Annotated in this window: 20 protein-coding genes; 13 read left to right on the top strand and 7 right to left on the bottom strand. The window is 34.4% G+C overall.

From position 1 onward, the window contains the following. Window positions 1-67: 67 nt before the first annotated feature. The gene (locus IPK88_13155; GenBank protein ID MBK8244370.1) at window positions 68-1579 is read right to left on the bottom strand and encodes a hypothetical protein; all 1512 of its coding nucleotides are present in this window, start codon (window positions 1577-1579) and stop codon (window positions 68-70) included. 1 nt (window position 1580) lies between these two features. Next, window positions 1581-1907 (bottom strand): DUF1599 domain-containing protein, encoded by a 327-nt coding sequence (locus IPK88_13150; GenBank protein ID MBK8244369.1) that lies wholly within the window; start codon window positions 1905-1907, stop codon window positions 1581-1583. A gap of 171 nt (window positions 1908-2078) precedes the next feature. Here IPK88_13150 and IPK88_13145 point away from each other — a divergent pair, with 171 nt between their 5' ends. Genes IPK88_13145 through rocD form a run of 4 tightly spaced genes read left to right on the top strand, consistent with a single transcriptional unit; the run spans window position 2079 to window position 5457 of the window. Next, the gene (locus IPK88_13145; GenBank protein ID MBK8244368.1) at window positions 2079-2942 is read left to right on the top strand and encodes a DMT family transporter; all 864 of its coding nucleotides are present in this window, start codon (window positions 2079-2081) and stop codon (window positions 2940-2942) included. A gap of 3 nt (window positions 2943-2945) precedes the next feature. Beyond that, a complete protein-coding gene (locus tag IPK88_13140) occupies window positions 2946-3605 on the top strand; it encodes a YigZ family protein (GenBank protein ID MBK8244367.1) in 660 nt (219 codons plus the stop codon). A gap of 1 nt (window position 3606) precedes the next feature. Beyond that, window positions 3607-4203 (top strand): dephospho-CoA kinase, encoded by a 597-nt coding sequence (locus IPK88_13135; GenBank protein MBK8244366.1) that lies wholly within the window; start codon window positions 3607-3609, stop codon window positions 4201-4203. A gap of 9 nt (window positions 4204-4212) precedes the next feature. Then, on the top strand, window positions 4213-5457 hold the full coding sequence (rocD, locus tag IPK88_13130) for an ornithine--oxo-acid transaminase (GenBank protein ID MBK8244365.1): 1245 nt from the start codon (window positions 4213-4215) through the stop codon (window positions 5455-5457). A gap of 16 nt (window positions 5458-5473) precedes the next feature. Here rocD and IPK88_13125 read toward each other — a convergent pair whose 3' ends face one another. The 3 genes from IPK88_13125 to IPK88_13115 form a co-directional block, all read right to left on the bottom strand. Then, complete coding sequence (locus IPK88_13125) at window positions 5474-5797, bottom strand: hypothetical protein (GenBank protein MBK8244364.1); 324 nt, start codon at window positions 5795-5797, stop codon at window positions 5474-5476. A 199-nt stretch (window positions 5798-5996) separates the two neighbouring features. Continuing rightward, the gene (locus tag IPK88_13120) at window positions 5997-6827 is read right to left on the bottom strand and encodes a tetratricopeptide repeat protein (GenBank protein MBK8244363.1); all 831 of its coding nucleotides are present in this window, start codon (window positions 6825-6827) and stop codon (window positions 5997-5999) included. A gap of 69 nt (window positions 6828-6896) precedes the next feature. Continuing rightward, window positions 6897-7406, bottom strand: coding sequence for a hypothetical protein (locus IPK88_13115; protein ID MBK8244362.1), 510 nt, complete (start codon window positions 7404-7406; stop codon window positions 6897-6899). A gap of 405 nt (window positions 7407-7811) precedes the next feature. On the opposite strand from IPK88_13115, the gene IPK88_13110 reads away from it, so the two are divergent. Then, window positions 7812-8756, top strand: a complete 945-nt coding sequence (locus IPK88_13110; GenBank protein ID MBK8244361.1) for a T9SS type A sorting domain-containing protein — start codon at window positions 7812-7814, stop codon at window positions 8754-8756. Window positions 8757-8887: 131 nt separating this feature from the next. Here the strand turns inward: IPK88_13110 and IPK88_13105 are convergent, their stop codons facing one another. Beyond that, window positions 8888-9244 carry a DUF983 domain-containing protein gene (locus tag IPK88_13105; protein ID MBK8244360.1) on the bottom strand — a complete coding sequence of 119 codons (357 nt, stop codon included), beginning with the start codon at window positions 9242-9244 and terminating at the stop codon, window positions 8888-8890. Beyond that, the gene (locus IPK88_13100) at window positions 9244-10137 is read right to left on the bottom strand and encodes a 3-hydroxybutyryl-CoA dehydrogenase (GenBank protein ID MBK8244359.1); all 894 of its coding nucleotides are present in this window, start codon (window positions 10135-10137) and stop codon (window positions 9244-9246) included. Before IPK88_13100 ends, IPK88_13105 begins: the two co-directional genes overlap by 1 nt. A gap of 92 nt (window positions 10138-10229) precedes the next feature. On the opposite strand from IPK88_13100, the gene IPK88_13095 reads away from it, so the two are divergent. The 8 genes from IPK88_13095 (at window position 10230) to IPK88_13060 (ending at window position 23891) form a co-directional block, all read left to right on the top strand. Then, window positions 10230-11069, top strand: coding sequence for a hypothetical protein (locus tag IPK88_13095; GenBank protein MBK8244358.1), 840 nt, complete (start codon window positions 10230-10232; stop codon window positions 11067-11069). Further along, a complete protein-coding gene (pfkA, locus tag IPK88_13090; GenBank protein MBK8244357.1) occupies window positions 11062-12042 on the top strand; it encodes a 6-phosphofructokinase in 981 nt (326 codons plus the stop codon). Before IPK88_13095 ends, pfkA begins: the two co-directional genes overlap by 8 nt. Before the next feature lie 401 nt (window positions 12043-12443). Continuing rightward, the gene (locus tag IPK88_13085) at window positions 12444-13313 is read left to right on the top strand and encodes a hypothetical protein (GenBank protein MBK8244356.1); all 870 of its coding nucleotides are present in this window, start codon (window positions 12444-12446) and stop codon (window positions 13311-13313) included. A gap of 2 nt (window positions 13314-13315) precedes the next feature. Next, window positions 13316-14653: an NAD(P)-binding domain-containing protein gene (locus IPK88_13080; GenBank protein ID MBK8244355.1), complete on the top strand. Its 1338-nt coding sequence runs from the start codon at window positions 13316-13318 to the stop codon at window positions 14651-14653. Continuing rightward, window positions 14650-16491 (top strand): cytochrome c family protein, encoded by a 1842-nt coding sequence (locus IPK88_13075; protein MBK8244354.1) that lies wholly within the window; start codon window positions 14650-14652, stop codon window positions 16489-16491. Before IPK88_13080 ends, IPK88_13075 begins: the two co-directional genes overlap by 4 nt. After that, window positions 16470-21488: a hypothetical protein gene (locus IPK88_13070; GenBank protein ID MBK8244353.1), complete on the top strand. Its 5019-nt coding sequence runs from the start codon at window positions 16470-16472 to the stop codon at window positions 21486-21488. Before IPK88_13075 ends, IPK88_13070 begins: the two co-directional genes overlap by 22 nt. Beyond that, on the top strand, window positions 21475-23142 hold the full coding sequence (locus IPK88_13065) for a hypothetical protein (protein ID MBK8244352.1): 1668 nt from the start codon (window positions 21475-21477) through the stop codon (window positions 23140-23142). The genes IPK88_13070 and IPK88_13065 overlap by 14 nt, the downstream gene beginning before the upstream one ends. Continuing rightward, window positions 23142-23891: a hypothetical protein gene (locus tag IPK88_13060; protein ID MBK8244351.1), complete on the top strand. Its 750-nt coding sequence runs from the start codon at window positions 23142-23144 to the stop codon at window positions 23889-23891. Before IPK88_13065 ends, IPK88_13060 begins: the two co-directional genes overlap by 1 nt. Window positions 23892-23899 lie beyond the last annotated feature (8 nt).

Here is a 23899-nt window from a genome sequence, read left to right as displayed (position 1 = left end):
ATTTACTGTATGATCATGCAAATAAACAGAAAATTACAGAATTACTGTAATTAAATGTAATTATTTTTTAATGTAATAGCGTTGGATTATATGGCAGAAAGTCTTTTCTTAATTCTTCCAATGAAGGAATATGCCTATAATGCCATTTATGAATCAACATTCCACTCCTCATAAGCACTAATCCAGGATTAGACCTCATGATGGTTTTAAGTAAGATATCATCCGTTGAATAGAATGGAAATGCAACGCCTAATGTTTTCTTTAAATCCATGATAGCTTCCTCTCCTGCCCCTCCAGCAACGAGGCATGCCTGCACTCCATCGGCTTTTAAGGAGTCTATTCTCGGCAAAATATCTTTGTTCAATCGATCCAAAAATCCCGCATCCCAATAATATTTGTTTTGTTTTACTTCTTTGGTTTTAATTTCTGATATTCTGCTTTGGACATTAAAGCTGTCTTTTTTAGCACCTATCCATGTGGTATCCTGAACATAAATGGTATCCTGAATCGTTACCATTTCTGATTTTGAAGTATAATATATTTTAGGACATACAATGATTAGCAAATTTCTTGTTTCATCTAAAATCATTTCTGTCATGTCAGTACCATCTAATGAAAAAATGGCAAAATCAGATATTTTGGTTTGTTTTACAGTTGGCTCACTTTTGACCTGATCCAATACCTCAAATTCTGTTTTTGGATACTTGGCTAAATTACTCATGTATTCCTTATCCGGAACATCCTCAATCTTATTGGTAGTCTTATTTCTAAGTTTCCATGCAACAATCTCCACATCTGCCATTGCTTTTTGCTCTTTTTCTTTAACTGCTTTAATATCTGTTCCATTTGAAAAAGGTCTAAAGTCAATCATCGGTTCGTCCCATTTAAAATTGCTCAACGAAAACAAGAACAAACCAACTATAGAAAACCAACTAATAGATGACCTAAGAGAAGGCGTAAAAAGTTCATGACACCTCTTCCAAAAGAATAAAAACAATATAGCCGGTATCATTAAAAAAATATCCTTAAAGAAAGAAGTTTTTGGTACTATTTGTAAAAAATCCCCAAAACAACCACAATTTGTTACCCTCATAAATGATTTGTCGAAAGTCGTCCATTTGCTAAACTCGAAAAAATTGACATCTTTCGGAACATAGCCTGTCAAATAAGTAAAACCTGTAAGCATGGTAAAAAATACCATGATTCCAAAAAATAAACCTACTGTTAATTTTCTTCTGGTTCCAAGGATTAACATAATACCAATCATGATCTCAAGTATGATCATGAATACAGAAAATCCAATGGCATACTTCAATAAGAATGGAAATAAATCAGACATAAAAGATAAAAAAGAACCTTTACATGTCAATTCAAATTCCTTAAAATAATCTTCCATTTTGTAGGCTGTACCCATCGGATCTATCGCCTTTACAAATCCTGAAAAAATGAACAATATGCCACAAAAATTCTGCAAAAAACTAACCCACCATGATTTAATGAGTCCTTGTTTCATGGACATTAAAAATGTCAGTATTAAAGCTGCAACACCAATGTAAAGATTCAATGTAACTATTGTCATATTAATTTATTTTAAAGGAACAAGGTTGAGTTTCACTCCAGTTAACTAATGCAAAGATGGCATAAATAACAATAACTAGGTTTTTAGCATTAATTCCTTCAGAAATCAAGGTTTTTAGTTTGTTGTTTTCAATTTTTCTAAGTTGAACTAAATCCATATTGGAATATTTCATTAAACCTAAATATTCAATATCTGGCTTTTCATCAACTAATGGTTGATTTTGTTCTTCAATATATTGTATTCTAGAAAGCTTAATATAAATTTGATCAATACGTGTTGAAGGGTGCAAAAATCGCCAAGAGGCCCCATAATCATTTGCTTTCTGCACAAAGATGTTTTTGCAGATATGTAAAATATGATCATTTTGGGCTAAGGTCTTGCTCAAGAATTCAATTTAAACATGAATATAGAGCTACAAAAGTGCATAAAATATTGCTTTTCAAGGGTTAAATTAAATTAAATCCTTATTCAATAAAATGTTAATACATTCGTATTGAATATGGTGTATCTACTCATTTGCATACTGTGTACCAGTTGTCTGGGATTAATGTTTAAGTATTTTGATCTAAAAGCTCATGCCTTGGACCGAATCATTTTAGTTAATTATCTTACTTGCGGGCTTATTGGTTGGTTCTACTTTCAAGATAATATTTTATTGGTGGACAAGGCATCATGGTTTAGTTATTCCATTATTTTAGGATTCCTATTTATTTTGGGATTCACATTATATGCTAAATCAGTGGTTTTATATGGCCTATCATTAGCGACCGTCGTCCAAAAATTATCAGTAGTTATCACCGTTATTATAGCCGTTTTTTTAGGAGATCGATTGACTTTATTACAATGGATTGGTGTGGGCCTGACACCGGTAGCCTTTTATTTTATTTTTTATAAACCAAAATTAAATGTGCCGCTTATTAAGAAACCGCTCCAAAGCCAACTCTATCTTTTTGGAATTATCTTGATCTCATCAGCCATTGAAATATTATTTATTATCCTGAATAAAAAAAACTTCAACATTGCATCTTTTCAATTGGTCTTAACCACTTATGTTTTCATTTTTGCATTTGGTTTTGCTTTAATATTTTCCTTCATAAAAACAAAAACAATTCGGATTTCTAAAATTGAAATGATTGCTGGTGTGTTTTTGGGTATACCCAATTTTTTTTCTATATTTTACTTAAATAAAGCCCTGAATAATGGGCTTCCAGGCAGTATATTATTTCCATTATTGAATTGTACGGTCATCATCATTTCCAGTAGTCTGGGTATCCTATTATTTAATGAACCAGCTTCAAAACATAAAAAAATAGGTTTGGCCTTTGCAATCCTTGCTATTTTTTTAGTAAGTTATTTTAAATAAATTATGGCAACAGAATCCTACCATTTTTATACAATCGAAACACCAAGTGAAGGTTTGTATGTTTCAAAAGGAAGTAAATTCATTTCTTATGCCATTCCATTAACATCATCTGATGATATAAAACAACTCTTTAATCATATAAAAACTTTACATCCTAAAGCAAGACATCATTGCTATGCCTATCGAATCGGAATTCATGGCAATAATTTTCGAGTTAATGATGATGGTGAGCCAAGTGGAACTGCAGGCAAGCCTATCTTGGGTCAAATAGATCATTTCAAATTGTGCAATGTGATCATTTTTGTCGTGCGATATTTTGGCGGCGTTCTTCTTGGAACTTCCGGATTAATCACCGCTTATAAAATGAGCGCAAAAAATGCGATTGAATTGGCAACCATAATTGAAAAACCAATTGGCTGTGTTTATCATCTTGCAAGTGATGTCGTTAGCATACAAATTATTATGGGCACTTTGAGAAAACTTCAAATATCCATTGATAAAATGGAATTAACTCATGATCCACATATTGAATTCTTTGTTCCTAATAAGGACAAAATAACTATTTTTACCAAACTGAAATCGCAGTATGAAAAGATCAGCATGTCCGATATCGGTGATCCAATGGATATTCGAAATTGTGAAATAACGATCATAAATAAATAGCATGAAACATGTCGGTTTGACGGGTCTGATAGGAAGTGGAAAATCTTTAGTTGCTCATATTTTTGAATATTTGGGAGTGCCTGTTTATTCTTCTGATCTAAGGGCAAAATACCTTATGGAACACGATCCTGGATTATCACATAAAATAAAATTGCTTTTGGGTTCAGACGCTTACGATGGTACAAATAAATTAAACCGAAAATTTATTGCATCAAAAATTTTTTCAAATACGGATTTACTGCATCAGTTAAACAGTTTGGTACATCCTATGGTTGGACTGGACTACTTAGAATGGGCTAAACAACAAAATACACCTTATGTCATTAAGGAATCTGCTTTATTGCTTGATGTCATTCACTCACAACCTGTTGATAAAATCATTGTAGTTAGCGCCTCCGAATCCATTCGAATCCAAAGAGTCATGCTGCGGGACAAGCTTTCTGAACTACAGGTAAGAAACAGAATTCAAAATCAAAGACACGAATCTGAACTTTTAGCTCAAGCAGATTATGTTATCCATAATGATGGCAATTCTTTCATTACCAAACAAGTGCTTCTGATTCATATGGAATTGCTTAAATTTGCATCTCAACAGTGATTCGAATTTATGAATAATACATCGACCATTTCACAAGCTTCCTATTTTATTGAATTGGAGGACCAATATGGAGCTCATAATTATCATCCAATTCCGGTAGTACTGGAACGAGGAGAAGGAGTATATGTTTATGATGTTGAAGGCAAACAATATTTTGATTTTCTTTCCGCATACTCGGCTGTAAATCAAGGTCACTGCCATCCAAAAATTATCTCAGCACTTATTGAGCAAGCAAGTCAGCTCACCTTGAGTTCCAGAGCTTTTTACAACAATAGATTAGGTGAATACGAAAAATACATCTGCGAGTATTTTGGATATGACAAAGTACTTCCTATGAATACTGGAGTGGAAGGCGTTGAAACCGCTCTAAAATTATGCAGAAAATGGGCTTATCAGGTAAAGGAGATTCCAGATTTAGAAGCAAAGATCATAGTGCTAGAAGGTAATTTTCATGGTCGGACTATGACGGCTGTATCAGCATCCAATGATCCTTCGAGTTATAAGGGGTTTGGACCCTTCTTGCCCGGATTAATTCGAATTCCTTACAATAACCTTGAGGCACTTAAATCCGTAATTAAAGATCCCCATGTTGCCGGATTTTTAATAGAACCCATACAAGGTGAAGCCGGGGTTGTTGTCCCTGATGATGGGTATCTTAAAGCAGCATTTGATTTATGTCAAAGCAACCGCGTATTATTTATAGCTGATGAAATTCAGACTGGCATAGCGCGAACAGGAAAATTATTAGCTTGTGATCATATAAACATTCGGCCAGATATATTAATCCTTGGCAAAGCATTGTCTGGTGGTGTTTTACCCGTTTCTGCAGTTTTAGCAGATGATGAAATTATGTTGTGCATCAAACCGGGAGAACATGGTTCCACCTTTGGTGGTAACCCATTGGCTTGTGCAGTAGGAATAGCAGCCTTAGAAGTGGTCAGGGATGAACAGTTAGAAAAAAATGCACAGATAATGGGTGATTTTTTCAGACAAGGTTTACAGCAATTAAGTATAAAACATCCCATCATTAAAATCATTCGGGGCAAGGGTTTATTAAATGCCATCGTAATAGATGATCATGAAGAAAGTTCTACCGCGTGGAATTTATGTATAGAAATGGCCCAACAAGGGCTTCTAGCTAAACCAACTCATGGAAATATCATCCGTTTAGCTCCTCCATTAACGATTACTCAAGATCAATTGGAAACTGCATTAAGTGCGATCGATCGCGCTTTTACGAATTTGGGATATTGATTAAGTAGTCGTTATTCTAATGAGGGTTATTTGGTCTGAATGGTGATCGGGTGATCGGGTTGAATGGTGATCGGGTAATCGGGTAATCGGTTTGAATGGTGATCGGGTAATTGGGTAATCGGGTAATCGGTTTGGGTGGTAATTGGGAAATCGCAGAGGAAAGTTGACAGTCAAGGGTCTCCATCATTTTCTGGGGGAGTAAAATGATTTTAATATTTTTTAATCTTGGAAGGAAACATTTAGTACCAATAAATAATTTGAAACTTAGAATACCTTGCCTAAGATTATTCGGACAGTGCTTAATTATAGAACAAGCCATTCGTTCGCATGTTCGATACAAGTAAGAGGAGCGTTTAGTATTAACAAGTATCTAAACTTCTACTTCCATAGTGCCTTAGTTGGTATCAAACCTACCCTAAAGGAGTACATGCTTGTGGTATACTTGTGGTATACTTGTGCCTAAGGTCATGGAAGTGTATGATTCGACTATTAGTTCTTACAGACTCCATCTAAATAAATAGTCAGGGGTCCCAAATGGATTATCTAACCATTTTTGCTTGGACTTCTGTAATTTTTTCATCTATTTCGGATTCAAAAACCTGATCCGGCATAATGACATAGGGATCGGCTCGATGATTTTTAGGATATAGGGATTTGGCTTTTTGTAGCATTTCTATAGCTTTTGACCATTCTTTGTTATGGTTGTACACCAAGGACAGATAATAATAAGTATCTGGAAATTGAGGATAATTATTGATTTGTAATGTAAGATCTTCTAATGCTAGATTCCATTGATTCAACTTCATATAAGTCACTGCCCGATGCAAATAATCATAGGTTCCAACGGCTCCATTTTTGAAATTTTCATCGATACTTTGAGTGATCTGTTTTAATGCTTCTGATAAATCTCCTTTATCCCGATAACAAAGCCCCATTAAGGTTCTAATTGGGTAGTCTCCATTAGCATTATAACCCAGGTGGCCTTTTTTTATGGATTCCAATTGAATAAAGTCGGTAAGTGCACCATCATAATCATGAATAAATTCATAACTGCATGCTCCCCTGTAGCCCAACCAAGATATGGGATCGTATTTCACAGCAGAGTCAATAAGTGATCTCCATTTATGATAATCCCCTCGTTTTAAATAAGCCACTGAATTCTCACTCCAAGAATATGCAAATTCAGGACAAATAGCAATGGCTTGATCCCGCAACTCAAGTGCTTGCCGTGAGCCTTGGTACAAGCGACTGGCTTGTTCACATAATTCACAGGCTTTTCTACAAGGACTGTCCTTGGGATAAAGCAAACAATTGCCCTGAGCTATTCCAAGGTATGGCAATAAAATTATGAGTAAGATATTATAATTCATACACGAGCTTCATTGTCTTATTGTACAGTAGTTTTATATTTAGATTATTGAACCACATTTCCATTAGAATTAGGGTTTAATAGATTCTATTTTACCATTGACTAATTTAATAGTGATGCGATAATAAGAATCATATGCTACTCCTTCAGCCTTGCCAGGAATCCAGTGATTTAATGATTTTGCTATGTTTAACAATTGATCCTTCAATGGAACCGGAAAATGTTTCAGCGCATAATGTTCATCGATTTCATAAACTCTAAAACGATCCGTTTCACCTTTGCAATTCACTATAAAACGAAAGGTCATATACCCACTTTCATTACTGTATTTGGGATCGAACAGATATTTGGTTTGAAATTGTTTATAAATCTCTTTGCGTTCACCAAGATAATCCGTTTTAACACTGTAGTATTGAACTATTCTTTGCTCGTTGCATAAATGAAAATCCTTCTTATCCAGCTTTGGATCAAAATCAATGTCGCCTGTATGTTCAGGATAAATGGATTGACTAACTGATTTACATGAGTGAATTCCATTTATTATAATTAAAAACATCAATGCTTTTATAATCCAATTCATATAAATAATCTAGAAGAAAAAAAATAAAACGGACAATGCATTATAATATTGTTGATTACACATAGTCTGGCTGTTCCAATAAAGAAAATAAAAGACCCAATAGTGTTTTATTGCAGCTTGGTTTTACTGTTGCATACTTAAAAAAAAAGTATACCACCTGACTGAAACCTGGATAAGAACAATGTTGCAATAAAAGCAACAAAATCTATAATTACCCATGAGCCTAGCGTTGATGCAAAATTCTTGTAATGCGTCAAACCAAAATATCCTATCCATTAATCAAAGTGTTACATGAAAAACTAATTTATTAGAATTAGTTAATGTTTGATCAAAAGATTAAATATTTGAACAATTACTAATATAAATTCCCAAACATTAATATATTTGCTATCAAAATTTAATTATATGAAAAATATCGCTACAATTATTGCCCTGATATGCCTTGTTCAGACTGGTTTTGGACAATCTATGACCATCAAATTCTGTGGAAAGACCAATGCTGTTTCTCCAACTATTGACCCAAACAATGGACAAGACCAAAGAGGAAAAGCTGCTATTCGATTGGATTACATCAAAGTTGGTATCATTGGAAATTCACTTTACAATCACTTTTATAATTTAGGTGACGATTTTGCAGGCTTTGGATTTCCAAATTCTGTTTTTGTGGACCAATGCGATAATGCAACCGGAAGTCTAACGACTTGTGCACAATGTAATGTATGTAAAAACATAACCTCTAAAACGGGTGTATTACTTGGTGTATCTGAAGGAAGAATGTTAGGTAATGTAAAAATCGAAGGAAAAAATAATGATTTATATTTGATGAGCACTGGTGACAATAATGTAGTTTGTTATGAAACGGATCGCATTTGGTTGTTTGGGCAAAAAAATAAAAAAATTGAAGTTTCAGTAAAATACGAAGGAATTGCACAAGGTGGATACACGGTTAAAAATATCAATATGAATTATCGATATGATAACAATGCCTATTTTAGTACGCCATATTTTTTTAATAAAAACAGCAATAACACTGGTGTGTTTACTGAAACATATGTCATCCAAAATGCTGTTCCAAATGCAGTTCAAGATCTATCTTCAAAACTTAGTTTTGAGATAAATCCAAACCCTATCATTGACCAATTAAAAATTGAGTACGGTGCGACAGAATCTTTTAATGGATCCGTACATATTCTCAATGATTTATCACAAGAGCTTAAATCAACACAAGCTTATTTTAATGAAGGTGAAGGCGTTCAAACTGTAGATGTAAATGAATTAAAATCTGGATTTTATTTTGTCCTTATTAGTGATTCAGAAGGAAGAACTAGTGTTAAAAAATTCATCAAATAACCAGACGAATTAATCCCAATAAAAATCAAATTACTTCCAGGAAACTTAGGACTCAATTAGACTAAAAAGTTGATTGCTGTGCTATTTAATATGGTGCCAATTATAAATTCCTAACACATTTTAATACATAATTATTTTTTCTTACCCACCATTAAATGAATCCAAACCGTTCTGGATAATTTAAAGAGATAACTAAAACTAAAAATCAATACCAGACCCAATAAGACTATAGCCCACTCCCATTCCACATGAAATCCCAGTATAGCTGTACCAACAAATATCAAGCTAAAAAGTCCTGATATAATGTAAGAAATAAACATCGCTCCATAATAGAAACCTGGCTCCCTTTCTAAATCCTCGCCACAAGATGGACACTTTTTATTCATGTCAAAATTCCACTTGACAAATTTACTTTTTGAGGCAAATAAATATCCTTCATAACAGGCAGGACATTTAAGTTTACCTATTGCTTTTAATTTGTCGAACATTAGCTATTTTTAAATTTAGGAGATACGATGACCATTTTAGGATCATCCATATATTGATAAAAGCCTTCTTTGGTTTTTACACCCAGCTTTTTAGAATTGACCATATTGATTAATAAAGGACACGGAGCATATTTGGGATTCCCAAAACCATCATGGATCACTTTTAATATGGCAAGACATACATCCAAACCTATAAAATCAGCCAACTGCAAAGGTCCCATTGGGTGCGCCATGCCAAGCTTCATGATTGTATCTATTTCTTCTACATTGGCAACACCTTCATACAATGAATAAATGGCTTCATTGATCATTGGCATCAAGATCCTATTCGCAATAAATCCCGGATAATCATTGACTTCTACAGGTACTTTATAAAGTCGTTGTGCTAAACTAAAAATTTGGTGACAAACTTGGTCTGATGTAGAATATCCCCGAATTACTTCTACCAGTTTCATTACAGGAACAGGATTCATAAAATGCATTCCAATCACTTTATCGGGCCTATTGGTTACGCCAGCAATCTTGGTTATTGATATGGATGAAGTATTCGTTGCAAGTATACATGTAGGCAAGGTCAATTGGTCCAATTCCTTAAACAGATTGAGTTTGATATCCAGATTTTCTGTTGCGGCTTCGACAACAAGATCTGCTTTCTTTACCGCTTCACTCAAGGTTGTTGAAGTGGAAAGTCTTGAAACAGCGGAGGCTTTATCTTCTGCTGTAATCTTTTCTTTTTCAATCATTCGATCGAAATTCTTATGGATCGTAACTAAAGCCTTATCTAAAGCTGGAGCAGAAATATCAAACAAAACAACATTAAAGCCATACTGAGCAAATACATGTGCTATTCCATTTCCCATTGTCCCCGCCCCTATCACAGTTATATTATTCATATTCTAAATTTCGGGCAAAAGTAATCCATCTGGAAGCTTTTAATGCTATTATACTGAAAACTCACCGAAATTTATTTTAATTTGCCCTTTAAATGAAGATAATTGTAGATTCTGGTTCAACCAAGGCTCATTGGGCGCTAATAAATGATCATGGCTTGATTTCTATATTCGAAACGATAGGAATCAACCCCATGACGACCAGCAAAAGCTCTATATTATCTTCATTAAACATTGTTTATCAACACTTTATTAAAGAAACCATTGAAACCATACATTTCTATGGCGCAGGATGTAAAGGATCGGCAAAAGAGGGCCTGCAAACCATTTTTCATGACATTTATCCAAACACAAAGGCAATACTCGAATCTGACCTCCTAGGGGCTGCCAGAAGCTCTTGCGCGGGCAAACCCGGAATAGTTGCTATACTAGGGACAGGAAGCCATTCTTGTCTAAGCGATGGGCACCAGATTATTCATGAAAGGCCAGGACTCGGATATCTTTTAGGAGATGAAGGAAGCGGGAATCATTTAGGCAAGCTTTTGTTAAAATCCTATTTTTATGATGAGCTAACTACAGAACTTAGATTAAAGCTTGAATTATCCCACCCTATTGTTAAAGATAATTACCTGGCCACACTATATTCCTCCAATAGGGTTTCCAAAGAGTTGGCTTCATTTGTACCTTTTATTATAGCCCATCTTCAATATCCAGAAATAATTGACATCGTCAGAACAGCATTCAAAGAATTCTACAGCAATCGCTTATCGTATTATTCTGATAAAAAGGAATGGCCGCTTTATTTCAATGGTTCTGTAGCTTACCTCTTGAGAGAACATCTAAAACCTTTTCTGCTTGAATATGGTTTTACGAATGTACACTTTAATCAAAACCCCATCCAATCACTTGTTCAATATCATTTGATGTATGACTGAAATAAAACGAATCGGAGTATTTACTTCTGGAGGCGATGCTCCGGGAATGAATGCCGCCATAAGAGCCGTGATACGTACTGCGAGTTTTTATGACCTTCATGTTTATGGAATCCATCGCGGATTTGAGGGTATGATTGATAATGAAATCAGCAGATTAGAAGCAGATGATGTCAGAAATATTCTCCAAAGGGGTGGAACTATACTAAAAACATCAAGAAGCCAACGATTCATGACTCCTGAAGGCAGAAAAATAGCTTTCGAAAACTTGCAGGCTAATGATATTGATGCATTGGTTGCCATCGGTGGAAATGGTACTTTTACCGGAGCTCATGTCTTTAACCAGGAATATAATATACCTACTGTAGGCTTGCCGGGAACGATTGATAACGATTTATTTGGTACCGACTTCACGATAGGATTTGATACCGCGGTGAATACAGCCATTGAAGCTGTTGACAAAATCAGAGATACTGCTGATTCTCACAATCGGCTATTTTTAGTTGAAGTCATGGGCAGACATTCAGGGTACATCGCCTTACATACAGCAATCGCCTCAGGAGCAAGTGCTTTTTTAATACCTGAACATGAAACCAACATTGATGGTTTGATTGAAAATTTAAAAAAAGCACTCCGTAGAAAAAAATTATTTGGATTAGTCATTGTTGCAGAAGGAAATCACATCGGAGATACCATGACGATCAGTAAATTACTTAAAGAACGTGTTCCTGAATATGACATTCGTGTTGCCATTATTGGTCACTTACAACGAGGAGGTTCTCCAACTGCTTCAGATCGATTACTCGCCAGTCGCTTGGGTTATGAATCGGTCATTGCATTGTTGAAAGGCAAATACAATGTCATGGCAGGACTTGTCAATGATAAGCTCATGCTAACTCCATTTAATGATGCTGTGGTCAATAAAAAAGAGCCTAGTGATTATATGATAAAGATGGCAGAAATTTTAGGGATGTAAACTGTAAATTATTAACCGCCTCTTTATGACAATTTATCAATACCCTATTAAACTTAATAAAAGGTTTTTATTCTGAAATAAAGATAATTTGATTATTATTGAAATTTCATTCCTACTTTTGCAAATATTCCCATTGCACCAACAACTTGTTTTTTGCCCTTATTTTTCAAAAATCTTTTAAATACTTGATCACACTCTCGATCCGTAAGAGTTAATAAAAATATTTTATTACTTCTTCATGTGTTATCGTTTATGAGTGGGAACAATCAGGTTGCATCAACAAGCTAATTATCTAAATATTCATATCTTAATTGCATATTAACAAATAATGAACTTTTATGGAGACTAATTCTTTCATTTAATAGTTATTATCATTAAAACATATAATTGATTTAAAATAAATGACACCATTCGCACATAAAATATATATTGCTACTTTAGTTTCTATTGTTGTCATATGTACTGGTCTACTCTTTTTTTATGGAGGTTCTTATTATGGCACCAGTCTCGAAGAACGATTTTATCATCAAGATCACAAATTATTAAAGCCGAGTGGTATTTATGGTCATGGATTAGGTATTATCGGTACATTGCTTATTATTATTGGTGTCTTTGGTTATATTATTAGAAAAAAAATGAAGCATAATTCTAAATTAGGTGCTCTTAAATACTGGTTAGAATTTCATATTTTTCTTTGCACCCTTGGGCCCATTTTTGTATTATTTCATACTGCATTTAAATTTGGAGGAATCGTTTCCATAAGTTTTTGGAGCATGGTCGCAGTAGTTGCCAGTGGTGTGATTGGAAGATTTATATATAAACAAATACCGAGAACCATCCAGGGAAGAGCGTTGGATCTAGATGAAATCATAGGAATGAAAAATCAAATCCATGAAGAATTTAAATTAATACTTAATGAACAAGTTGAATCGAATATGAATTACCGTGATTTGGAATTCGCAATGCAACCCAATCATGAAAATCTTTCCACTTCTAAAGTCTTTAGACAATATTTTATTCAAAATCAACAACTCAGTGATTTTAAAAAGAAGTTAACTGCGTTATCTATTCCATCCAACAGGAGAAAAAAAATAATAAGCTTATTGAAAAAAGAAATGGTGCTTAAATGGCGGATTGAGAACCTAAAAGTCATGCAAAAATTATTTAAATATTGGCACGTCATCCATCTACCCTTTGCTTTAATCATGCTGATCATTATGATTATCCATGTCGCTGTAACATTGGCCTTTGGGTATAAATGGATTTTTTAATTATGGAAACACTCTTAGAAGAAATTGGGATTTATGGTATTGTCCTATTATTGATAGTAGGGATCCTCTTTATTTATCTTAGAAAACTAAGGAAAGAATCTCAGGTAGTTGAAACAAAAATAAAAAAAGCCATAGTTGAGGGCATCCATGAACCTGTATCCTTATACCCACACATAGATTTAAACACTTGCATTAAAAGCGGTGCTTGCTTAAAAGCTTGCCCGGAAGAAGACATCTTAGGCATACAAAATGGTAGAGCTACTTTAATCAATGCTTCACATTGTATTGGTCATGGTGCTTGTTTCCATGCCTGCCCTGTAGAAGCCATAACCCTTAGAATAGGAACTGAAAAAAGAGGTGTTGATCTACCCCATGTAAATCAGAATTTTGAATCCAATATGCGGGGTATTTTTATCGCCGGAGAATTAGGTGGTATGGGATTAATTAAAAATAGTATTGAACAAGGAAAACAAGCCATGGATCATATATTTACTTCAAAAGATGCTGGTCATGATCAGGAGTTTGATGTTTTAATTATTGGTGCTGGTCCCGCTGGTATTTCGGCTAGTTTACAGGCTAAAAAATATGGTTTAAAACATATACTATTGGATCAAGATTCCCTTGGAGGAACTGTGTACAATTTTCCAAGAAAAAAAATCGTAATGACATCTCCGGTAGATTTACCGTTGTTTGGAAAAATAAAATTATTTCAAACAAAAAAATCTGAATTACTAGAACTCTGGCAAGATGTGATTCGAAAAAACAGTATTAATCTTCATGAAAATACCCGGGTAGAATCCATTGCAAAAAAAGGAAGTGGATTTGAAATTATTACACAAAAAGGAGTTGCTTTCACTTCAAATAAAGTACTGCTGGCGATTGGTCGTAGAGGAAGCCCAAGAAAGTTAGGTGTAGCCGGTGAAGGATTGGAAAAAGTGAGTTATAGGTTGATGGAATCAGAATTAATCCAAGGTAAAAAAATCCTAGTAGTTGGCGGAGGTGATTCTGCTATAGAAAGTGCCTTGTTATTAGCCGAACAAAATGAAGTAACCCTTTCTTATCGCGGCGATAAATTCAATCGTCTAAAACCTCTAAATGCTGAAAAAATAGATTTAGCTGCTCAACAAAAAACAATTCACTTACTTCTGAATTCTAATGTAACTGAAATTTTAAATGATGCTGTTCGAATAAAAATAAATGGAGCAGAACAACCTATTGAATTGTCAAATGACATGGTCTATATTTTAGCTGGAGGAGAACTACCGACTCAGTTTCTTCAAAAATCTGGCATTGAAATTACAAAACGATTCGGATACACTGTTAAATCTCATTCGAAGTGATAAAACTACACCACACATCACTTTTAGAATTAAAATATATCCTGTATGGTATATTAATTATTTGTTTCTTTCCCCTTAGTGCACAAATTTCACCTGGAAAATTATCCAATCCTCACAAACAACTAGAAGGTATAAGTAATTGCACCCAATGTCATGATTTGGGAGATCAAATTTCAGAAGCGAAATGCTTAAATTGTCATATAAAACTCAAAAGTAGAATATCTAGTAACAAGGGTTTTCACGCATCTCAGGAAGTAAAACAAAAAAATTGCATTTCGTGTCATAGCGAACACCATGGCCTTAAATTCGAAATGATTCGTTTTGATAAAAAACTATTCAACCATAATTCCACAGGTTATGAATTAAAAGGCAAACACAAAACCATCGATTGCAGAAATTGCCACAAACCGGATTTTATTCAGGACCCGGAAATTAAAAAAAATCAAACCACCTATTTGGGTTTGGATCCCAAATGTTTAACATGCCATGCAGATTATCATCAAAAGACCTTATCCAATGATTGTATCAAATGTCATAATTTCAACCAATTCAAACCAGCAAGTGAATTTAATCATAGCCGAACTGACTTTCCGCTGACAGGTGCTCATCTAAAAGTAACTTGTATAGAATGTCATAAAAAAGAAATTCGAAATAATGTATCGTTTCAAAAATTTGCTTCAATAGATTTTCAAACTTGCCATTCATGCCATAAAGATCCACATGATAATAAATTTGGCACCAATTGTAAGGCATGTCATACTGATGAATCTTTTCACAAAATCAAACCCACACCACAATTTAATCATAACCTTACAGGCTTTAAACTAGAAGGACGTCATAAGTCCATAGATTGTCGTAAATGTCATGATAATCGAGCTGGCACATCAGGAATGTTTAAAGAATTTGAAAAGATTAGTAAACTGGAATGTATCAGTTGTCATAAGGATATTCATGAAGGCAAATTCGAAACTGATTGTAAAAAATGTCATAATCAAGAAAGTTTTAGGGCTAATAAAAACCTGGACCAATTCAATCACAATCTAACTAATTTTCCGCTTGAAGGAAAACACCAATCTTTAGATTGTAAAAAATGCCATAAAACAAAAATGACAGATCCATTGCCACATGAATTCTGTAATCAATGCCATACGGATTATCACCATGGTGAATTTGCTCAGCATAAAATTTATAATGACTGTTCAAGTTGTCATACAGTACAAAATTTTAAAGGCACTACTTTTAGTATTGAGCAACATCAACAGTCTGCGTTTCCTTTAAATGGGGCGCATCTGGCAACTGCTTGCAATGCATGTCATCAAAAGGATGGAAAATGGAATTTCCGAAACATTGGAAAACAATGTATCGATTGTCATGAAGATTTTCATAAGGGCTACATAGATCCATCGTTTTATGTCCCAAATCAATGCCTCAACTGTCACGCAGAAGAAAGTTGGAATGAGGTCCATTTTGATCATTCCAAAACCAGCTTTCCTTTATTGGGAAAACATCTGGAAACACAATGCAATAAATGTCATTTTACTAAAGAATTAAATAAAGCTATTGTCCAAAATTTCAAAGAAAAACCAAAAGAATGCAATACATGTCATAAAAATCCACACGGTAATCAGTTCACAGAAAACAATATAACTGATTGTAATCGCTGTCATGGTTTTGATGATTGGAAAGCTTCAAAATTTAATCATAATAATTCAAGATTTCCATTGAAAGGTGAACATATTGTCGTAACTTGCGACAAATGCCATAAGGCCGAAGCATTGGATATAAAGATTATCCTTTACAAAAACGGGATGTTGGAATGCAAAGATTGTCACAAATAATATTACCCTTAATTTTAAGTGTATTCGCACTTAATGCACAGTCCCCTCATGGAGATAAGTTGGCTATAGATTGTGCTAAGTGTCACAGTCCGGAATCCTGGAGTTACAATTCAAAATTGGCCTTATTTTCTCATGATAGTACTGCGTTCGCTTTATTTGGACAACATAAAGCCTTAGATTGCAAATCGTGTCACCAAAGTCTTAAGTTTGATGAAGCGCCAACTGATTGTAACTCGTGTCATGTAGATCCTCATAATCAAACCGTTGGATTAGATTGTAAAAGATGTCACACATCTGCCTCCTGGATTGTCGATAATATTACAGAAATTCATGAACAAACCAGTTTTCCATTAACCGGTGTTCATAGAACCGTTAATTGCAACCTATGTCATATTTCTGAGACCAATATTCGATTTAATACGGCTGGTATCAATTGTATAGACTGCCATCGAAATGATTTTGAAAGAACCACATCCCCGGATCATAAGAAAAACAACTTTTCGACCAATTGTACAGATTGTCATAGCCTAACTGAAGCTGATTGGAAGACAGATAAAGTCGATCACAATTTCTTTCCTTTGGAACAAGGTCATTCCATAAAAGATTGTGCTCAATGTCATTTATCTAAGGACTACTCAAATATTTCAAAGAATTGCATTTCTTGTCACAATCAAGATTTTCAATCGACCAATAATCCAAATCACATTAGTGCGAAATTCTCAAACGATTGTGCATCATGTCATACTCTTTCTCCAGGATGGAAGCCAATTCAATTTTCTGCTCATGATGTGACTTTTCCAATTTACAGTGGGAAACATAAAGGGAAATGGACCCAGTGTATAGATTGTCATAAAAACGAAAAAGACTTCACCTCATTCACTTGTATCAGTTGCCATATAAATCCAGAAACAGATAAGGTTCATCAGAAAGTCAATGCCTACATTTATCAAGATCAGGCCTGTTTAGCTTGTCATCCCACTGGAAGCGCAGATGAAGTGTTTGACCACAATAAAACACAATTTCCACTCACGGGGATGCATACTACCATTGATTGCATTCAATGCCATAAAAATGGCTTTAAGGGCACTCCTACTGAATGTGTCAGTTGCCATCAAATGGATTTCAATAACACCTTAAATCCAAATCATAATAAACTTGGTATAGGCACTGATTGCATATCCTGTCATACTACAGAAGCTAACTGGAATCCTGCAAAATTTGACCTTCACCCGAAATTCTATCCATTAAATGGAGCACACGCTAAAATTGCCAATGATTGTATCGCATGTCATAAAGGAAATTACAATAACAATCCAAATACGTGCTTTGAATGTCACCAAATAGACTTTGATCAAACCGTCAACCCCAATCATAAAGCAGGACAATTTCCTAATGATTGTGCAAGTTGTCATTCTGAAAGTTCATGGGTTCCTTCGAAATTTGATCATGATGATTTGAATTTTCCAATATTTTCTGGAAAACATAAAGGAAAATGGACCCAATGCATTGATTGTCACAATAATCCTTCAGATTACAAACAATTTAGTTGTATTAACTGCCATATGAATCCTGAAACGGATCAAATTCATAAAGGTACCAATGGTTATACCTATAATGATCAAGCTTGTTTTGCATGTCACCCAACAGGTGATGCAGATATTAAATTTGATCATAATGCAACTGCATTTCCGCTGACTGGCGCCCATAAAACAACGGATTGTTTGATGTGTCATGCTAAAGGATTTAAAGGAACCAGTACATCGTGTGCTTCCTGCCATCAATTAGACTATGATCAATCATTAAATCCATCGCATAAAAAATTAAATCTTTCAAACGATTGTGCTTCCTGCCATACTACTGCCCCAGGGTGGGAACCTGCCCAGTTTGCTAATCATAATTCATTTTACGAATTAAAAGGTGCCCATGCCAGAATAGCATCTGATTGTATTAGCTGTCATCAGGGAAATTATAATAATACTCCCAATACTTGTAATGGATGCCATAATTCAGATTATGTAGCTGCTAAAAACCCAGATCATAAACAAACTGGATTTTCAACTGATTGTGCTACTTGTCATGGAGAAAATTCATGGAAGCCATCTACTTTCAATCACGATGGCATGCATTTTCCAATATATACCGGCAAGCATAAAGGGGTCTGGAATCAGTGCATTGAATGTCATAATAATCCATCTGACATCCACCAAGTTACTTGCATATCTTGTCATATAAATCCTGAAACAGACCAAAAACATGCAGGAGTTGGTGGCTATGTTTATCAAGACAAAGCCTGTTTCGCTTGTCATCCAACAGGAGATGCAGATGTTAAATTTGATCATAATACCACACAATTTCCTTTAACAGGAGCACACACCACAACCAATTGTTTGGAATGTCATACCAAAGGATATAAAGGAACTTCTACAGCTTGTATGGATTGTCATCAAAAAGATTTTGATCAATCGCAAAATCCTAAACATAAAGATTTAGGCTTATCGACAGATTGTATTAGTTGTCATACCACCACTCCAGGTTGGAGTCCTGCAAGATTTGATATTCACAATAATTATTATGTACTTCAAGATGCTCATGCTCAAATAGCTAATGACTGTAAAGCATGTCATAATGGGAATTATAACAATACACCAAACACCTGTGTTGGATGTCACCAAAAAGACTACAACAATACCAAAGATCCAAATCATATTACTGCTCAATTTCCTACAGATTGCGCAGCATGTCACAATCAAAAAACTTGGGATCCATCTACATTCAATCATGATGGCATACATTTTCCGGTCTACAGTGGCAAGCATAAAGGCGTTTGGAATCAGTGCATAGAATGTCATACCAATCCAGGTGATTTCAAACAAAATAGCTGTACTGTATGTCACATAAACCCTGAAACAAATGATCAGCACAAAACGGTATCAGGATATTACTACCAATCTGACGCTTGTTTTGCATGTCACCCAACTGGTGATGCTGATTTTAAATTTGATCACAATTCAACTATGTTTCCATTAACGGGGGCACACAAGACAGTTAATTGCCAGGAATGTCACAGTAAAGGATTTAAAGGAACCAGTACACTTTGCGTGGATTGTCACAAAACAAATTTTGATCAATCTCAAAATCCAAAACATGTGGATTTAAATTTTTCAACAGATTGTATCTCATGTCATACTACAGATCCAGGTTGGGCACCTGCTAAATTTGACATCCATAGTAATTATTATGTATTAGATGGCGCTCATGCAAATATTGCAAAAGATTGCAATTCTTGTCATCACGGAGATTACAATAACACACCGAATACTTGTGTAGCTTGTCACTCAAAAGATTATGATCATTCTTTAAACCCAAATCATACAAAACTTCAACTTCCGACAGACTGTGCCTCTTGTCATACCACTAAACCAGGTTGGGATCCTGCAAGTTTTGATATTCATAATACTTATTATGAATTGAAAGGAGCACATGCTAAAATTTCTAAAGATTGTGCCACTTGTCATAATGGTGACTACAACAATACACCAAATACTTGTGTAGGATGCCACAATGATGAATATAAAGGAACTACAAATCCAAATCATGAAGCTGCGCAATTCCCTACCGATTGTGCAAGTTGCCATTCTGAAAATGCGTGGGTGCCTTCTACTTTTAATCATGACGGAATGTACTTTCCTGTTTATACTGGCAAACATAAAATGGTATGGGATAAATGTACTGAATGCCATACCAACCCAACAGATTATAAACAATTTACTTGCATTACTTGTCACATGAATCCTGAAACAGATGAAAAACATATGACAGTAGGCGGTTATTTATATGCGAGCTATGCTTGTTTGGCTTGTCATCCTACAGGTGAAAAAAAGATGGCATTCGATCATAACATGAGTTCTTTTCCACTAACAGGGGCGCATAAAACTACAGATTGCAGAGAATGTCACATTAAAGAATACAAAAACACACCAACTGATTGTTTCTCATGTCACAATAAAGATTACAATCAATCTACAAATCCAAATCATGCCAATTTAAATATCACAACCGATTGTATTAGTTGCCATACCACCGCACCTGGTTGGGCTCCTGCAAAATTTGATATTCACAATCAATTTTATGTCTTGGATAATGCCCATGCTGATATAGCTAATGATTGCAAGGCATGTCATCATGGAAATTATAAAAACACACCCAACACATGTCAAGGATGTCATATTACTGATTACAATGCTTCAATAAATCCAAATCATAAGAGACTAAATATTCCAACAAATTGTGTGGATTGTCACACTACAGTAAAAGATTGGAAGCCAGCAACATTCGACATTCACAATAATTATTATGTTTTGGACGGTGCACATGCAAGCATTGCTCACGATTGCAATATTTGTCATCATGGAAATTATAATACCACACCAAAAACATGTGCGGGATGTCATATTACTGATTACAATGCTTCCACCAATCCAAATCACAAAAAATTAAACTTATCAACTGATTGCGTAAGTTGTCACACCACCGCACCAAATTGGGAACCGGCTACTTTCGATGTGCACAATAATTATTATGTCCTTCAAGGTGCACATGCCAACATAAAAAATGACTGCGCATTATGTCATAAAGGAAATTATAACACGACTCCAAATACCTGTTATGGTTGTCATAAAACCGATTACGATCAAACCACTAATCCAAATCATAAAACCGCTAAATTCCCTACTGATTGCACTGTGTGTCATTCACAAACAGCATGGACCCCTTCTACATTTAATCATGACGCCAATTATTTTCCCATATATTCCGGAAAACATAAAAACGAATGGAACTTATGTAGTGAATGTCATACCAACTCGAATGATTTTAAAATATTCAGCTGTTTAGTCTGTCACAAAAAAAATGAAACAGATAGCGATCATAATGGAGTGAGCGGATATTCGTACAATAGTAACGCTTGTTATTCATGCCATCCTGATGGAAAAAAATAATTGTATATATAAAAGAATATTATTCTTGTTGTTAGTTCTGATTTCCTTTCAAGCTAGCATCAATGCACAAACCAATATTAAAATATTAGACGGCACCGTTTCTTATGTGAATGCCAAAAGCATTTATGTAAAATTTTATTCTACAAAAGAATTGCATGTTGGTGATACTTTGTACACTTATCAAAATGAAAAACCAATACCCTCATTAGTCATCACTCGCCTTTCTTCAATTTCCAGTGTATGCGAACTCATTGGAAATGCGCAATTTAAAATTGGAGATCCTGTAAAGGGAATGATAGTGCCCTCCCCTATACCAACTATAATTAAAGATACACTTCAAAAACCAACAATTAAACAAAATATTACAGAATCAGACACCAGCATTAAGGTAACAAATACCGATAAGGTCAAAGAAATTAAAAAAAATAAGTCATTGATCAATGGAAGGCTTTCCGTTTCTATGCTTGGAGATTTTAACCAACCCTTTAATTCTAAATCCACCAGAACCAGAGTCTCCAATTCTTTAAATATCGGTAATATAAATGGATCCAAATTTTCTTTAGAAAGTTATATTAATTATACACACAACTATTCCAAAGATCAAATAGGTGTTGGATTTTTTGATGAATTCAAATTATATACTTTAGCGTTAGGATATCAATTATCTAAAAATAAACAAATATGGATTGGTCGTAGAATCAATCCCAATATTTCAAACATGGGTGCCCATGACGGGATACAATATGAACAAAAATTAGGTCTCTTTTCTTATGGCATATTAGTAGGATCCAAACCCAATCTTTATGATTATGGATATAATATAAAATTAGAACAAGCAGGTGCTTTTTTGGCACATAATGCCAATACTAAAAAAGGATATATTCAGACATCTATTGCTTTTATTGAACAAAGGTATTCCTGGAAAGTGGATCGAAGATTTACTTACTTCCAACACAGTAGTCCTATAACTAAAAACATCAACTTTTTTATTTCTGCTGAATTGGATTTATTTAAACGCATACATGAAGAAAACATAAATTCTGTCAATTTCACCAGTTTATATGCTAACGTACGTTATAGGATTTCTAAGAAAATGTCTATCCAAAGTTCATATGACAATCGCAGGAATATCATCTATTATGAAACTTACAAAACCATTATTGATAAGCTAATAGATCAAGAAACAAGACAAGGACTTAGGCTACAATACAGTTATAATGTATTTCGATATCTATCGATGAATGCCAGTGCATTCTTTAGATTTGAAGGCAAAAATGATATTCCTACTAAGAATTATTTATTCAATATCTACATGAATAATATTCCTAAATTACATGTTACACTATCTGCTTCTACCAATTATTTAAAAACAGATTACATACAAGGAATGATTTATAGTGGTCGGATTTCCAAAGATGTATTTAAGTCTAAATTAAATGTAGAATTGAACTACAGAAAAATAAACTATATGTATTTAAGTAGTGAAACTAAAACCAATGAAGATGTGATCGGAGCTAACCTCAGCTTTCAACTATCCAGATTGTCATCTGTTTTAATTGATGTCGAATCTACTTTTGCAAATCATGATGCCAATTATAGATATTATATAACAGTATTACAACGTTTTAAAAACAGCAAAAAAATCAAAAAATAATGAAACCAATTCCATTTTGTCTACTCATTTTATTAGTCATTATATCATGTGATTCCAAACCAAAAGTCATCATAGCTGATGAAAAACCGAGTACCCCTTCTGAAATGCCAAGTAACAGTCCTGGTACTATGCCGAATACCGACGTTCACCAAGTTGTTGCGGAGGAAATACTACAAGCTGAAAAATATACCTATGTCTATGTGTCTGAAAACAAAGAAAAATTCTGGATTGCCATTTCTAAACAAGATATTACCAAGGGACACACCTATTATTATCGCGGTGGGTTGAAGAAAACAAATTTTGAAAGCAAAGATTTTAACAGAACCTTTGATGTACTCTATTTAGTATCAAGTATTATTGACGCCAATGAACATCCTGGAGGACAAATAGCTGGTCAAGAGCCATCGATGTCTGAAACACCGAATGAAAAGCCTGTTACAGGTAAAAAAATAGCCGGAACGATAGCTTTATCCGATTTAATGAACAACAAAGCTAAATACAACGGAAAACAAATCTTAGTTCGTGGTCTATGCAAAAAAGCAAATTTCCAAATCATGGGTAAGAACTGGTATCATATCCAGGACGGCACCAAAACCAAAGATAAAAATGTAGATTTCACGATTACATCAACCGATGTTATTCAGATTGGCGATGAAGTCACGTTTGAAGGAACAATATTTCTAAATAAAGATTTCGGTGCCGGTTATCGATATGATATCATTATGGAAAATGCTGTTGTGAAAAGATAAGATATTGG

Source organism: Candidatus Defluviibacterium haderslevense (genome assembly GCA_016712225.1).
Taxonomy (GTDB): domain Bacteria; phylum Bacteroidota; class Bacteroidia; order Chitinophagales; family Saprospiraceae; genus Vicinibacter; species Vicinibacter haderslevensis.
This window is presented reverse-complemented; position numbering and strand designations above follow the sequence as displayed.